The following is a 13858-nucleotide window of genomic DNA, read 5'->3' as shown; positions in this document are numbered from 1 at the left end:
TCGGCCCATGGGTCGCACACGTTCCTCGAGGCAGTGCCTGCAGCAGGCCGCCTCCGGGATGCGCCCGGCCGCCGGAGTTCCGACCGTCGTCGACCCGGCCGGCACGGCCTTCGCCGCGGTGCCCGAGACCCGCCGTACCGCCCTGCACGGCCACGGCTAGCGCTTCGCGCCTCCGGCTCCGGCTCCTCCGCTCCACATCACCACAGCAGCTTCCCGGCATGCCGCCGGCGCTGCCGCCTGGCTACGGCCGCATGCCCGGGCCCGCGCCCCCTCGAAGGGACCATTGTGAAGCTGAGCGAATTGCTGGCCGGGCAGGAGCACCACGTTCTCCAGGGTGATCCGGACACGACACTGATCACCGCGGGAACCACCTTCGACGCCGACCGGGTGACGCCGGGCTCGCTCTTCATCGCCGTACCCGGACACCGGGAAGGCGGCCCCGGCGCCGTCTCACCCGCCCTGGCCAGGGGTGCCGCCGCCGTACTCGTCGACGGCGGTGAAGGCGACCTGCCGGCCACGGCGTGGCCCCTGGGCACCTGCGCCGTCCGGGTACCCGACACGCGGAGGGCCGCCGCGGTGGTGGCCTCCCGTTACTTCGGCGAGCCCGGGCGGCAGATGGACATGGTGGCGATCACCGGCACCAACGGGAAGACCTCGGTCTCGTACATGGTCGAGTCCGTCCTGCGGATCGCCGAAGGCTCCAGAGTCGGTGTGATCGGAACCGCCGGAAGCAGGATCGGCGACGAGCCGATCCCCATGCCGCCATCGGTGCTGACCACGCCGGAATCACCCGACCTGCAATACCTGCTGGGGTACATGCGCGACCGCGGGGCCGCCGGCGTGGTGCTGGAGGCCACCTCGATGGCGCTGCTGACGCACCGGGTGGACCGTACGTTCATCGACGTCGGGGTCTTCACCAACCTGACGCAGGACCATCTGGACGACCACGGAACGATGGCGGACTACCGGGACGCCAAGCTGCGGCTCTTCCAGGGCCTGTGCCGGCGTGCGGTGGTCAACGCCGACGACCCGGTGGGCGCGTCCATCGTGGCGATGATGCCGGGTGCGGTGACCACGTACGCCCTGGACCGTCCGGCCGACTACCGGGCCACCGACCTCGTGGTGAGCGCCTCGGGTACGCGGTTCACCCTCCACCACGACGGACGTGCCTACCCGACATCGATCCCCGTCCCCGGCCGGTTCTCGGTGGCCAACGCGCTGGCCACCGTGGCAGCCTGCCACGTGCTGGGGCACGAGCTGGCCCCCCTGGTCGACGCGCTCGACCGGATGCCGCCGGTCCCGGGCCGGATGGAACGCTTCCGGACCCCGCTGGGCACGTCGGTGATCGTGGACTACGCGCACTCGCCGGACTCCCTGGACAAGGTCCTCACCACCATCCGAGGCTTCGCCCGCGGCCGGGTGATCACGGTCTTCGGCTGCGGCGGGGACCGCGACACCACCAAGCGGGCCGAGATGGGCCGGATCGCCGGGACCCATTCCGACCTCTGCGTCTTGACCTCGGACAACCCCCGCAACGAGGACCCCGAGGCCATCCTGGACCAGGTTTCCTCCGGCCTCACGGCGACCGGCACCCCCTTCCGGCGCTACGCCGACCGCCGCCAGGCCATCGCCTTCGCCCTGTCCGCGGCGGGCCCCGACGACACGGTCCTGATCGCCGGCAAGGGCAGCGAGCCGCACCAGATCGTCGGCGAGGAACTGCTCCCCTTCAGCGACATGGCCACGGTGCGTGAACTGGCCCAGACCTAGGCCGCGCCCGCGCCCGCTGCCGTTCCGAGCGGGACGGCAGCGGAGGCGCAGACGGCAGCCCGACCGCGCGGGCCACGCGCTGCGGAGGTCCAGCCCGTTGTTCAGGGCGTCTCGTCGTGCAGGTCCTCTTCGCGCAGCAGATCGTCCTCGCGGCGGCGCGAGGTGTCCTTCTGCCCCTGCTTCTGGCCCTGCTCGCGAGACGACTTGCCCGGCTGCGGGTGCGCCGGGTCGCCGGGGCGATGGTGAACCTGCGCCTCGCGGCCCTTGCCCGGCTCCTTGGACTTGTCCTGCGTACCGCCCATGACGGCGACTCCTCTTGATGCGTGGGGTACGGGATTGATTCCTCCGAATCACGCTGACACGCACAGTGATGGCCTGCATCATTTCGCATACGAAGCGTGGCGCACGGGTGGCGCCCGTACTCGATGCTGCCGAGCGAGAGCACGGATTGCTACCGGTATCCGGCCGCCGGTGACTACGGGTCGACGAGGAGACAGTCGGTGATCAGGACGCCCCCAACAGCCGTCTGCACACCCCGCTCACCACCGCCGAAGCCCAATCTGACGCGCCATTGGGGTACTTGTGGCACGGGAATGGCACGCGGCCCCGAGGGAACGAGAGAACAAATAGGCCCCAGGTCTGTGACCTGGGGCTCTATGACGTGTGGGGCGTCCATATGGCATCTGACCTGCGGGAACAGCCTGTCGAGGGAGTTGCCTCTAGGGTCCGCCCGTACCCGTCTTGACCGCTGTTCGCCGCTCCGAAGGGCACGGATAGGGCACGCGTCCGTTGGTCTGGGTCGTGAGGCGCGTCCCTGTCTCCCCGGTTGCGCCTTTCCTCCCGAGAGCGTGAGGCAAGGCGCAAGGTGATCTGGGTAGGAGACTGCTTGCGTGTTCCCTCCTGGTTCCGTGAGGGGAGGCGCAAGGAGATGGTCATGGAATTGCTGTCGGTGAAAGAGGCTGCGGCCATGCTCGGGGTGGATGATTCCCGTGTCCGTCAGTTGCTGCATGACGGGAAGCTGCAAGGGCAGCGAGTCGGTGGTCGTTGGCTGGTTGCCGGGGACAGCGTCCGGGATCGCAAGGACCGGGGCCCTCGTTCGCGGAGACCGCTGTCGGCCCGCAATGCATGGGGCGTTCTGGCGGTGCTGGACGGCCATCAGCCGGTGAGCCTGTCTGATGCGGAGAAGTCCCGGGTGAGGACGCGGTTGCGGAACCTCCTTGCCCACGGGCAACTGTCTCCGGCCCTGCTCCAGGAGCTTCTTGCCGCCCGCGCCGAGGTTCGCTCGTACCGTGTTCATTCAGGCGTACTGCCGGTTCTGCTCGCCGCTCAGGATGTGGTGAGGGGAGGAGTGAGCGCCGCGGCGCAGGTGGGGGCGGACTACATCGCTCTCGGCCGCGCGGAGATCTACGTACATCCCGACAGGGTCGACAGACTGGAAGCCGAGTTCGGCATGGTCCGTGATGAAGGGCGGGGCAATGTCGCGGTCCGAATTCCCCCGGCGGAGATGTGGTCGTTCCTGACCTCAAGGTCTGACACACCCGGGCAGGGTCACGACGTCCCTGCCTCAGTAGTGGCGGCCGACTTGCTGGACCTCCATGAGAGCCGAGCCGACGCTGCCGCAGCTGGGTTGCTTGATTCTCTGCTGACTCGCTACGCGCAGCCTCGGAAGGTGTGATCATGGCGGCTGATTTGCCCGACGTACGACTGGAGTCGGACCTGTTCACCGGCCGCTGGTGGAATTGTGGGGCGTGCTGTTCGACCTTGCGGAGCAGGTGCCGGATGCCTGGTCGCTGATCGGTGGGCAGATGGTGCTCCTGCATGGCCTGGAGCACGGTCGGACCCCACCGGCGGCGAGCGCCGACCTGGATGTCCTGGCTGACGTGCAGTCGGACCAGCAGAGCTTGCGTCGTTTGGTTGCGGTGCTGGAACGGCTCGGATTCTCCCCTGCCGGCAGGTCGCCGCAGGGCCATCTGTTGCACCGCCATCAGCGCGGTGTGGAGCCGCAGCGGTTGGTGGTGGATCTGCTGGTGCCTGACAACCTCGGCCCCCGTGCAGACCTCACAACGACGCCGCCCGGCCGCACTCTGGAGGTGCCGGGCGGCCGGCAGGCTGCGCAGAGAACCGAGGCTCTGAGCGTGCAACTGAGGTCGCGGACCGGTCGGATCCGACGCCCCAGCCTGTTGGGTGCGATCGTGGCGAAGGCTGCAGCGGTGAGCATCAAGACCGCTTCACCGGAGCGCCACTACCGCGATCTGGCGTTCTTGCTCTCCTGAATAGGTCTAGGCAACGCGAAAGCCCCAGGTCGTTGACCTGGGGCTTTGCTGTGGAGCGGATGACGGGAATCGAACCCGCGCTATAAGCTTGGGAATCACTCGATACTTGGATGTCGGCATGGCCTTTGACCTGGGGAAACGTCCACAGGTGGCCCCGTTCTGGCCGCCTCGTCAGGGCCATTGTTGACCGCTCTCTACCGCCCTTACTGGCACGTTGTGGCCCGTTGTGGCACGCAGTGCTGCGGTGTGGCGTTCACCTCATGTGGATGGACCAGACGTGCTGAGCAGCTCCTCGACGGCCTTGCGCATGTTCTCGTCTTGGACGAACCCTCGCCAGCCACCGTTGGAGCGCAGTCGCTGGTCACGGGCGGGCACGTCGCGCAGGAGGTGTGCGGCGGGTCGGGCCGCGTGCCCGATCCGGGCCAGGTACCGCACTGCGGGAAGCATGACGGGCAGGTAGGTCCCCTCGGCCAGATCTCGCACGACCGCCGCCAGAACGGGGACGGTGTTGACGGTATCGCCGGTGGCAGCCCAGAGGGCGTGCGCGGCCTCGACGCGGGTCCAGGGGTCGGCATCGACGGTCGTCGCCCTGAGTAGGGCCGCATGGGGTGCGGCATGCGCTCCGAGACTGGCGAGCCTGCGCAGGTCCGGATGCCGGAAGCTTCGCTCGGCGACGCTGCGGCCGAGCAGTTCCTGGGCTGGTCCGGGTTCGCCGCAGACCTTCCAGTACGCCCACGCCGCACGTTCCCGATGCGATCCGTTGCCGCGCGTTCGGATCAGGAGCAGGTCCCGCGCTTCGTTCCCCGCCGTTCCGATTCCTGCCAGGGCCGTTGCCGCCGCGGTCCAGGTCCGGTCGTCCTCCAGCAGCATGAGCAGCCGTGGAACCGCCGCCTCGGCCACGGCGCCCCATCCGGCCAGTACTTCGCAGAGCCGGTTGAGGAGAAGGCTGTCGGTGGCCGTATCGAGCCGGTCGCAGATCGCCGGAAGGAGCAGCTCGGCGTAGTCCGAGAGGTCAGTCAGAGCCTCGGGGAGCGAGGGGAGGTGGGAATGGTGCCAGTCGGTCGAGGGGTAGTGGGCGGAATTCGACGCAAAGCCGGATCGTGTGCCGACGATCAGCTCGGCCAGGCCGGGCAGGCAGCGCGGATCGTTCATCCGGGCCAGAGCCCACAAGGCGGCCTCGCCGACGGTCTCCCGTCTCCGTGTGGTGCGGGCTCCGGTGTCGGACACCAGTGTGGCGAGATCGTCGGCGTGGGCGGCGGCTGCCGGGCCGAGGCAGGCCAGCAGCTCGGCAGCCCGGAAGCGGGCCTCGGGGGCGGGATCGTTCAGCCGTGCGACGAGACGTGGAACGAGTTCAGCGGCCGGTGAGCGCCACCGGGACAGCAGTCCGCCCGCCTGGGCCAGGGCGCCGATCCGCTGCTCGTCGTCGTGATGGTCTGCCAGCAGGCCGAGCGTGAAGGTGGGGCCGGGCCCGGTGATCAGTCCTGCAGTCCAGCGCTGGACACCCTGCACTCCGGTTGCTATCGCGCTGGTGTGGCGCCACAGCTCGACGCTCGGGTCCCGGACCGCTTCGAGCACGAGGTCCAGCCGTCGTGTGGCCAGGCCCGGATCGCGTGGGGCGAGCGCGTGCACGGCCGCCAGGCGGATCTGGGCTTGTGGAGCGTCGAGCAGCTCATGGAGCAGGTCGAAGACCCCTGCGTCGCGCACGCCGGCCGGTGCACGCAAAGCAGCCTGACCCAAGGCGAGAATCAGCTCAAGGCGGCTCGACGGATCTCCCTCCGCCTCCCAGGACCGCAGCAGCGCAGGCAGAACCAGTTCGCCAGGGCTGTCGCAGGCCCCGACCACGTCGGCTGCGGCTCGCCGGATTTCCGGCTCGGGGTCGTTCAACAGCCGCAACAGTTCGGGCAGGGCCCGTTCCCATGCCGGTGCCCAGTCCGGATCAAGGAACCGGACTTCGACCCGCCCGGCTTCCGCTGCCAGCATCCCCACAAGTTCCAGCATCGCGCAGCGGCTCGATACCTGTGGTGTCGCAGCCAGGCGCAGTACGAAGGGGAGTGCGGCCGAGGCGGCGGAGCAGACCCAGCCGCCCTGGTGGAACAGCAGGTTGAGCAACTCGGATGCCGCTTCGTCGGCATCGCCCGCATCCGGACCGGCGCACCGGCGAAGCAGGTCCGGAACACCCTCGGCAGAACCGTAGTTGTGTTGTAGCCCACCCCAGTTGACCGCATCCACGCCCACCCACATGCCGCGACCCTACCGGCCCGGCCAACCACGATGCTCAGGTCGTCCATGCAGGCCCAGAGAGGTCCAGACAACGAAGAAGGCCCAGGTCGCTGACCTGGGCCTTCCCTTCTTGCAAGACCGGATGACGGGAATCGAACCGACCGTGGTTTTGGCGGGCTGCGGCCCAGCGACCCTTGCCCATCAGCACCTCCGGCACCTGTTCGGGCCGCGATCGCTCTGCCGAGTGGCGCCATAGCGTCAAATGCCGACGACGGTTTATGCTCGGGCCGTGCGAGCTATGAGCGACCCCCTGAACGACGCCGAGAAGACCGACCTGGACGAGGCCCTCAAGGCCGTCCGTAGAGCCGAGCAGGCCCTCGTGCGGGCGCAGGCACACCTCAACCGCACGGCGGGCCGTATCGGCTCCGCCGACCGCTATGGGCAGAAGGCCGCGGTAGGCCGCCGCGTCGGCTGGTCCCGCCAGCACGTCACCACCCTCGCCAACGCGTACCGGGCGGGCGAACTGGACCAGGAGAAGAGGACCGGAGCCGCATGAGCACCGCGCCCCAGCCGTCCGCCATCCCGCAGCCCCCCACCCAGCCCGAGGCAATTCGCGCCGCCCTCGCTCAGGTCGCCCCGCACTTGATTGCCGACTTCGACCGCGACCGCGCGGCCGGCACCGCCCGCGCCCGCGCCGAGGTATCCGCCGTTCCTCTCCGTACCTTCACCCAGGCATGGGCCGTCGAGGTGGCCATCGCCCGGCACCCGGAGGTCGCCGCCCGGCTCCGCGCGCTCGAGGCCCGTGCAGGCGAAGTCACCGACCTCGGCGAGGCCCGGGACATCGCTGCCGAGATCAGCCGCATCCGCAACACCGCCGCCGCCGAGGCAGGCATCCGTACGGCTGGCGGGGCCGCCCGGTGACCGACGACTGTTGGGTGTGGGAGTACGCCCCACGCCGAGGACGAGGCCGGCTACCCGAAGACCGTCCGCGACGAGGTGAAGGCCGTCGCCGACCAGATCATTGAACTCGCCAACCTTCGGCATCGACCCGTCCGAACTCGGCGAACCCACCCCCGGTACGGCTCGCCGCCACATGCTCCCCTCGGGCGGATGGTTCGAGACCCAGGCGCTCCCCGGATGAGGCCACGCCTCCTCGCCGTGGTCCTGGTCGTACCGCCACCGCACCTGCTCTGACATTCCGCATGGAGTTCTGGCGGTAGGCCTGCGCCGCGGCGATGTGCTCGCCCTTCCGCCAAGCAGGGCTTCGACCGGGCGCAATGACGGCGTGGCAGTCGACGTGATGCCGGGTGGCAGTGGTGGGGAGCGTTTGGCGGGTGATCACTGGAAACCCGTCGCCCTTCCTCTCCCTCAGGAGCGATGGCATGTCACAGGTACGAGCCAACGGTGTCGATCTCTACTACGAGCTCGTCGGCGAGGGTGACCCGCTCGTATGCGTCCACGGGTCGTGGAACGACCACACCAGCTGGAAGCCCGCCATCGAGGCCGACATGCGAGCCTCGTTCACCGTGGTCGTCTATGACCGCCGCGGCCATGGCGGCAGTGAATCCGTGCCGGGCCAGGGCACGCGGCGCCAGGACGAGGACGATCTCGCCGCGCTGATCGAGGAGCTCGGGCTCGCCCCCGTGCACGCCGCCGGCAATTCGTTCGGCGCGTCGATCGTGCTCGCGCTGGCCGCACGTCGCCCCGAGCTGTTCCGCAGCCTCACGCTGCACGAGCCGCCGCTCATCGCCGTCGTGGCGGACGACCCCGCCTCCATGGCGGAGCTTCAGCCGACGATGCTCTCCGTCGACGCCGCCATGGACCACCTGCGCAAGGGTGAGAACGAGCAGGGCGCGCGGCTGTTCGTGGAGGAGGTCGCGCTGGGCCCCGGCATGTGGGACCAGCTACCGGAGGAATTCCGCCGGACGTTCGTCAACCACGCCCCCACGTGGCTGGACGAACAGACGGACCCCGGCTGGGCGGCGCTGGACCTCGACGCACTCGTCGCCTGCACCATGCCGGTGCTGCTGAGCGGCGGGTCCGAGAGTCCGGTCGTCTTCTCGACGGTGCTCGACCGGCTGGCCACGGCCATGCCCCAGGCGAAGCGGCAGACGATCGAGGGGGCGGGGCACATTCCCCACATCACGCACCCGCGCGAGTATGTCGACGCGCTGACCACGTTCACCGGCGGAGCTTGATGTCGGGCCAACCGCCATGCTGGGGGCGCGAATCCATGCAGCCACACAAGTGGGTGAAGTGGGTCTCATGAACCGCGTTCCGCGATGTGAGACGGCGCTTCGCCGACGCGGTGCGAGTGGTGCACCAGAAGGTCTTCGGCCAGGGCATTCCCGAGAGTCGGGGGCCGGCGGAGGGCACGGCAAGGCCGGAAAGGTCTAGACAACCAGGAAGGCCCAGGTCGTTGACCTGGGCCTTCCTGTCGAGCGTCTTCCGGAGCCTCTGCCCGCTCCGGTTCTGACCGCTGTTGACCGCTCCTAAGGGCACGGTTGGGGCACGCCCCCATGATGGTGGCCACGAGCGCGCTGAGTCGCCCGGAATGCCTACGAGTCGGCGCCGCGGGTCGGCGGCTGTCGCCCCCGGATTGCTTCCGCAACCGGTCAGCCGCATGGGCTCGTCGACCGGGCCATGGGGTCCCAGCCTTCTTGGTCGCCGAGTCCGCGCAGCCAGAAGGCCTGGCCGGCCTCGGCCTCCACCAGAAGCTGTGCGGGTCGCCTGTCATCCGTGGTCGGTCGTCATCCGGACTGTCAACTGCCCGTCATTACCCCTGACGTAATCGTTTTCTCTGGCGCCCTCGAAGAAGCTTGATCCATCGAAGCGATCAAGTGATCACGAACGGGGAACGACATGAACATGCGGCGGTACACGCGCACCGGAGTGTTCGCGGCGGCCACTCTCCTCGCAGGCCTCACCATCGGTGCCGCGCCGGCCACCGCCACCGCCGAGGGCGGCGAGTGCGCCGAGGTCCGCGAGAAGGTAGACCGGCTCGAAGGGCGGATCACCCCGAACGCCTGCGCCTTCATGAAGCGGCAGATCGTCTTCGGCGAGGCCCCCAGCCTCCAGACCTACCTGGACATCTTCGACGAGGAGGCCAGCCTCTGGGAGGCCGGCGGCAAGCCCCAGCGCGGCCACGAAGTGATCGGCGCCTCGATCGGCAACTCACTCCGCCTTGTGCCGGACCTCCGCTACCGCGGCACGAACGTGGTCGCCGACGGCGCCGTGATGATGTTCGGCCAGCAGAACACGGTCACCCTCAAGGGCCACAAGGTCAGCTACCCGCAGATCGCCCGCAACGTCCTCGGCGATGACGGCAAGACCATCCAGGCCCGCCGCTACTACGACCGCTACGAGCTGTTCCAGGTCTTGCCCGAGTCTCAGCGGCCCCGCCCCCTCTTCGCCGGCATCGCCGACCCGGCCGGCCCCGGCCCGCGCGGAGCGGCCCCCGACCGGTTCCACGCCCAGGAAATCCCCGCCCGCCTCGCCGCCTGGAACAGCGGGGACGCTGCCGCGCTGGCCGCCCGTACCGGCAACGCCAAGCTGGCCGGGCCCGGCCTGGACCGGTCGCTGACCACCCAGGAGGGCAAGACCGCCTACCTGCAGCGGCTGTTCGAGAACACTGACGTCGAGTTCAAGGCGGGCCAGGTCGCCTTCGGCCGCACCACCACCTACATCGAGTGGCATGGCACGATGACCGACCCCAACGGCACCGACCCCAACGGCACCGACCCCAAGGGCACCGACATCCCCTTCGGGATCGTCGAGCGCATGGGCCCGAAGGGCGAGTGGGAGCTCTACTTCGACACCCTGCCGGTGATCGCGGACGAGGACGAGATCCGCGGCCTGTTCAAGGCGCTCGCGAGCTAGGGCGGTCGTGCACCGGCCGCTCCCTGAGTAGCCCTCGCCCGGACGGTGGTGTACAGGCTGCTGACCAGCGCGGATCAGCGCAGCCCGTGTGCGACGGCGGTGTCCTGCGGGCCGAGTCCGCTGGCGGTGAGGGCGGTGAGGGCCAGGCCGGTGGCCGTCGGGCTGGAGTAGGGCTCGTCCGGGATACGGGGCCAGCCGCCGTCGGCCCGCTGGGAAGCCAGGAGTGCCGGGGTGGCGGTGCGGCTGGCACGGTGCGGGGCAATCGCCGACCCGGTCTCGGCGGCGCCGTAGGACGGCGGGAGGTACCAGTCGGAGGGGCCCGGTCCGCCCGGTCGGCTCCGGCCAGCCAGCAGCGACTCGGCGAGCAATCTGGAGCACCATCAGGGCAGTTATGGCACGCGAATGGCATGCGGGCCGGGAGAGGTCCAGACAACGAAGAAGGCCCAGGTCGCTGACCTGGGCCTTCTTGCAAGAGCGGATGACGGGAATCGAACCCGCGCTATAAGCTTGGGAATCTACGACGCCGGCACAGCGATAGTCCGTCTGACCTGTGCTTTTCCCCTGCGCAGTGGGTCGCTACTGCGGTCACTCCGAACCCGTGATGACCGCTGTTTACCCCTCTGAAGGGCACGGATGGGGCACGCCCTCGCCGGACACATGGCCCGGGAGCTCCCTGGGCGACTTACGCCCCCTGCAAGTCCGGTCCTCCGGCGGTGGCGCACGCCGGTGTTGCGCGAGCAAGCGGGCCACGCTGCAGATGCCCAAGCAACCCCCACGTGCGTACAGGGCTGCCTCACCCGGGTCGTTCGTCCGGCGAGAGTCTCATCGGAGCAGACTCACAGAACCGGTGTGACTGGTGGGGGTGTGCCGAACTGGTTTCCTCGGTCAGGCGGGGGCAGGCCAAGAAGTGCACCGGCCGGGCTGTGATCGTGCCAAGAGACCTGCGGTTGATCCAGGCAGCGGACATTCGCGAGTGGCGTACCCACGACGTGGTCGACGTGGGCGGGCACAGGATTGGCGCGCTGGAGGCCATCTACGTGGACACCAGCACCGACGAGCCGGCCATGGCCACCGTGCTGGTGGGGCTGCCCACCCGGCACCGGCTGGTCTTCGTTCCACTGGACGGCGCGATCGTCGGGCCGGGCTACGTCAGGTCGACTACGACAAGGCGCTGGTGAAGAAGAGCCCTTCGATCGGCACGGACGACGTCCTGCCCGCCGAGGAAGAGGCAGCCATCTTCCAGCACTACGGCCTCACCCACCGGCCCGGTGCGGGCGGGGAGCGGAAGCTCGCCCGCCGCTGAGCCCCCACTCGCCCGAGGAGGTGTCCACGTCGTGAAGGTTTTCTTGATCCTGGTTATCGTGGCGATGGTGCTGGGCATGCACCGGCGGCGTTCCGGACGCCGCCGACTCCGCTGAGAAGGGTGCGCTCCGGCGGCCGGGTGACCTTCTGCACCTGGCCTGTGCTGCGGGGATAGCGGTGGGTGACCGTTCGGGATGCGCGGGAGCGGGGACGCTGTTTCGCTGGTGGCATCCGCTCCCCCCCCAGATCTCAGGAGTGATCATGAGCGTTGCAGGCGAGTCCGGCAGCCGTGCCCAGCAGATGCGTGACCAGGTCAAGAAGATCGAGCAGGCCGCGGAGCGTGCCACCGACCCGGCGGAGCGTCAGCGGCTGAAGGAGAAGGCCCGCCGGATCGAGGAGCAGAGCAAGAAGGAGAGCGAGCGGGGCAGCGAGGGCATCGACCCCATGTGACCACCCAGCACATCTACCGGCCGGTGGCTGCCCGCGCGATCCTCTGTGCGCGAGGGAGACATCGGCCGGTGTTTTGTGGCCCAAGTGCCGGGGATTAGTCGCAGGTCCGGGCCGGTGGTCAGGTGCTGAGCAGGCAGTCGAAGAAGGATCGGTACTGGCGCAGGGGCAGGCGCAGGTCCTCGGCCGCGACCGCCTCGCCGCGGTGCCACTGGCGGAGCTGTTGCGGGGGCCCGAGCATGCCTGTGTCGACCGCTGCTGTCCGCTCTGAAGGGCACGGTTGGGGCACGAGTGCGGACGCCCGTCCACAACCCCGAAGCGGCCCACCGGACGGCGGCAACACGCCCAGAGGGAGCGGCGGGGCCAGCCGCCAGGGCTGGATCAGATGCCGGACAGCGTCGTCGCCAGTGACTGGAACCAGGCGCCGTGGGAGAACGGCTCGGGCGGGCCCACCTCCATGCCGAGTTCGGCCGCTGCCAGTGCGTAGTCCCCCTCGTCCAAGGGGAGGGCGAGCAGCTCGTGGAGTTCGCCCACGAGCCGCGCGACCACTTGGGGGTGGGTGGTGTCGGCGTAGTCGGCGACGGCGGCGTCGTGATCGGGGAACTCGTCGACGATGTCCTGCGAGAACCAGCCCCCGAGCAGTTGCGCGGTCTCCGGGAAGCGCGCGTGCCACTCCCAGTGCGTCTGCGGGGACGACGGTTCCGGCACGTAGCCTTCCTCGATGCTCTGCTTCAGGTGGTCGGCCAGCACCATCAGCCAGTCGCCGATCTCCGACTGGGGCATCCCGGTGTCCGGGATCGCGTAGAACTCGCCCAGGCCCTGCCGGATCCGGCCCGGAGGGTTGCGGCTGTACTCGCGCAGCTGGCGCTCCGCCTCCGCGATGGCCGAGGGGCGGGTGTGCCAGGTGTGCCGGAGGTACGCCTCCAGTGCGCGGCTGCGCCGCTCCGGGGTGTCGTCGGCGGGCTGCCCCAGGTAGGCGCGCATCACCTGCTCCAGCTCGCCGTACCGGCGGTCGTGTTCGAGAGGCTTCATTGACATGTGCGTGCGGCCCCTACAGGTAGAACGGGACGGTCGTGCGGACGACGAAGCCGTGCGGGCTCGACGGTTCGCGGCGCAGCACGACGCGGGCCGCCCGGACGTCGACGGGCCCGTGCCCGGCCAGCAGGTCGGCTTCCAGCTGGACCCTGCCCACGGGCTCCTCGCGGGAGGGCCAGGCGGCCTCGACGGTGAGGCGGGCCCGGGTGTTCTGGGCGAGCCAGCGGTGGATGGCCTGCTCGTTGGCGGTCACCACCTGCTGGGTGGCCCACTGGGCGGTCTCGCGGTCGGGATAGGAGGCGGAACGGGTGAGCACAGGGGCATCCTCTCAAATCGCCTGGTCAGGTGCTGCGCGCGTAGGGATCGGCAGCCGGATCAGTAGTCGGCGAAGTTCCAGAACATGCCCACTTCGGTGTCCGCGACGACGATCAGGCCGTAGTCCTCGGAGTAGACGCTCAACGGGCTGTAGCCCCAGTTCCGCGTCGTGAAGTCGAGGGTGCCGGGGACGCGTCCGGGCCTGTTGACGTTGGTGTGATACGTCGCGGTGTCCCCGTACCGCGCGAGGATCGTGCGTGCCATGGCCCGCAGTTCTTCTTCGCTCTCCGTGAAGCGCTTGAGGCTGGACAGGGTGCAGCCGTCGTCGGTGAGGGCCAGGAGCAGGTTCTCGGCACTGGCCCGGTCGATCTCCCGGAGACGCGGTGCGATGAACTCCGGGGGGTGGGCTGGGAAGTGGTACGAGGGGGACCGCTCGTACCGGCCTTGCGCCGCATCGTCGAGAGCGGCCCAGCCCCGCGGGTCGGGGACCCCGTCCATCAGCGCGATGACATCGAGGACCCAGTCCTCGTGGCGGCGTGGGCCCGTGGCGTCGTAGGGGTTCGCGTCTTCGAAGAGATGGCGGACCGCGGCTTCCCAGGATCGCTGGTCGACGGGCATGT

The 13858-nt window shown here is 69.4% G+C and carries 15 protein-coding genes and 1 pseudogene; 10 read left to right on the top strand and 6 right to left on the bottom strand.

From position 1 onward, the window contains the following. The first annotated feature begins 7 nt into the window (after positions 1-7). Positions 8-160 carry a hypothetical protein gene (locus MTF69_RS04165; RefSeq protein WP_243330778.1) on the top strand — a complete coding sequence of 51 codons (153 nt, stop codon included), beginning with the start codon at positions 8-10 and terminating at the stop codon, positions 158-160. Between the two features lie 125 nt (positions 161-285). Continuing rightward, positions 286-1767, top strand: a complete 1482-nt coding sequence (locus tag MTF69_RS04160) for a UDP-N-acetylmuramoyl-L-alanyl-D-glutamate--2,6-diaminopimelate ligase (protein ID WP_243330776.1) — start codon at positions 286-288, stop codon at positions 1765-1767. Between the two features lie 101 nt (positions 1768-1868). Here MTF69_RS04160 and MTF69_RS04155 read toward each other — a convergent pair whose 3' ends face one another. Then, on the bottom strand, positions 1869-2069 hold the full coding sequence (locus MTF69_RS04155) for a hypothetical protein (protein WP_243330775.1): 201 nt from the start codon (positions 2067-2069) through the stop codon (positions 1869-1871). A 632-nt stretch (positions 2070-2701) separates the two neighbouring features. Here MTF69_RS04155 and MTF69_RS04150 point away from each other — a divergent pair. Both MTF69_RS04150 and MTF69_RS04145 read left to right on the top strand, forming a co-directional pair. Continuing rightward, a complete protein-coding gene (locus MTF69_RS04150; protein ID WP_243330774.1) occupies positions 2702-3442 on the top strand; it encodes a helix-turn-helix domain-containing protein in 741 nt (246 codons plus the stop codon). A 73-nt stretch (positions 3443-3515) separates the two neighbouring features. Then, the gene (locus tag MTF69_RS04145; protein ID WP_243330772.1) at positions 3516-4040 is read left to right on the top strand and encodes a hypothetical protein; all 525 of its coding nucleotides are present in this window, start codon (positions 3516-3518) and stop codon (positions 4038-4040) included. Between the two features lie 258 nt (positions 4041-4298). Here the strand turns inward: MTF69_RS04145 and MTF69_RS04140 are convergent, their stop codons facing one another. Next, positions 4299-6281 carry a HEAT repeat domain-containing protein gene (locus MTF69_RS04140; RefSeq protein ID WP_243330771.1) on the bottom strand — a complete coding sequence of 661 codons (1983 nt, stop codon included), beginning with the start codon at positions 6279-6281 and terminating at the stop codon, positions 4299-4301. Between the two features lie 277 nt (positions 6282-6558). Here MTF69_RS04140 and MTF69_RS04135 point away from each other — a divergent pair, with 277 nt between their 5' ends. The 4 genes from MTF69_RS04135 (at position 6559) to MTF69_RS04120 (ending at position 10139) form a co-directional block, all read left to right on the top strand. Further along, positions 6559-6816, top strand: coding sequence for a hypothetical protein (locus tag MTF69_RS04135; protein WP_243330770.1), 258 nt, complete (start codon positions 6559-6561; stop codon positions 6814-6816). After that, complete coding sequence (locus MTF69_RS04130; protein ID WP_243330769.1) at positions 6813-7181, top strand: hypothetical protein; 369 nt, start codon at positions 6813-6815, stop codon at positions 7179-7181. Before MTF69_RS04135 ends, MTF69_RS04130 begins: the two co-directional genes overlap by 4 nt. A 461-nt stretch (positions 7182-7642) precedes the next feature. Then, a complete protein-coding gene (locus tag MTF69_RS04125; RefSeq protein ID WP_243330768.1) occupies positions 7643-8458 on the top strand; it encodes an alpha/beta fold hydrolase in 816 nt (271 codons plus the stop codon). Between the two features lie 664 nt (positions 8459-9122). Beyond that, positions 9123-10139, top strand: a complete 1017-nt coding sequence (locus MTF69_RS04120) for a hypothetical protein (protein WP_243330767.1) — start codon at positions 9123-9125, stop codon at positions 10137-10139. 74 nt (positions 10140-10213) lie between these two features. On the opposite strand, the gene MTF69_RS04115 is transcribed toward MTF69_RS04120, so the two are convergent. Continuing rightward, positions 10214-10507, bottom strand: coding sequence for a hypothetical protein (locus MTF69_RS04115; RefSeq protein WP_243330766.1), 294 nt, complete (start codon positions 10505-10507; stop codon positions 10214-10216). Positions 10508-11086: 579 nt separating this feature from the next. Between MTF69_RS04115 and MTF69_RS04110 the strand changes: the two are divergent. Next, positions 11087-11442, top strand: a pseudogene (locus tag MTF69_RS04110) (PRC-barrel domain-containing protein). 260 nt (positions 11443-11702) lie between these two features. After that, positions 11703-11891, top strand: coding sequence for a DUF6381 family protein (locus MTF69_RS04105; RefSeq protein WP_243330765.1), 189 nt, complete (start codon positions 11703-11705; stop codon positions 11889-11891). 378 nt (positions 11892-12269) lie between these two features. Here the strand turns inward: MTF69_RS04105 and MTF69_RS04100 are convergent, their stop codons facing one another. Genes MTF69_RS04100 through MTF69_RS04090 form a run of 3 tightly spaced genes read right to left on the bottom strand, consistent with a single transcriptional unit; the run spans position 12270 to position 13856 of the window. After that, a complete protein-coding gene (locus MTF69_RS04100) occupies positions 12270-12926 on the bottom strand; it encodes a contact-dependent growth inhibition system immunity protein (RefSeq protein WP_243330763.1) in 657 nt (218 codons plus the stop codon). A gap of 13 nt (positions 12927-12939) precedes the next feature. Next, complete coding sequence (locus MTF69_RS04095; protein ID WP_243330762.1) at positions 12940-13239, bottom strand: RNase A-like domain-containing protein; 300 nt, start codon at positions 13237-13239, stop codon at positions 12940-12942. 59 nt (positions 13240-13298) lie between these two features. Next, positions 13299-13856, bottom strand: a complete 558-nt coding sequence (locus MTF69_RS04090) for a hypothetical protein (protein ID WP_243330758.1) — start codon at positions 13854-13856, stop codon at positions 13299-13301. Positions 13857-13858 lie beyond the last annotated feature (2 nt).

Source organism: Streptomyces sp. AP-93 (genome assembly GCF_022808175.1).
In the GTDB taxonomy this organism is placed as follows: Bacteria; Actinomycetota; Actinomycetes; order Streptomycetales; family Streptomycetaceae; genus Streptomyces.
The sequence above is the reverse complement of the archived record's forward strand: the minus strand, read 5'-3'. Positions and strand labels throughout refer to the sequence as shown.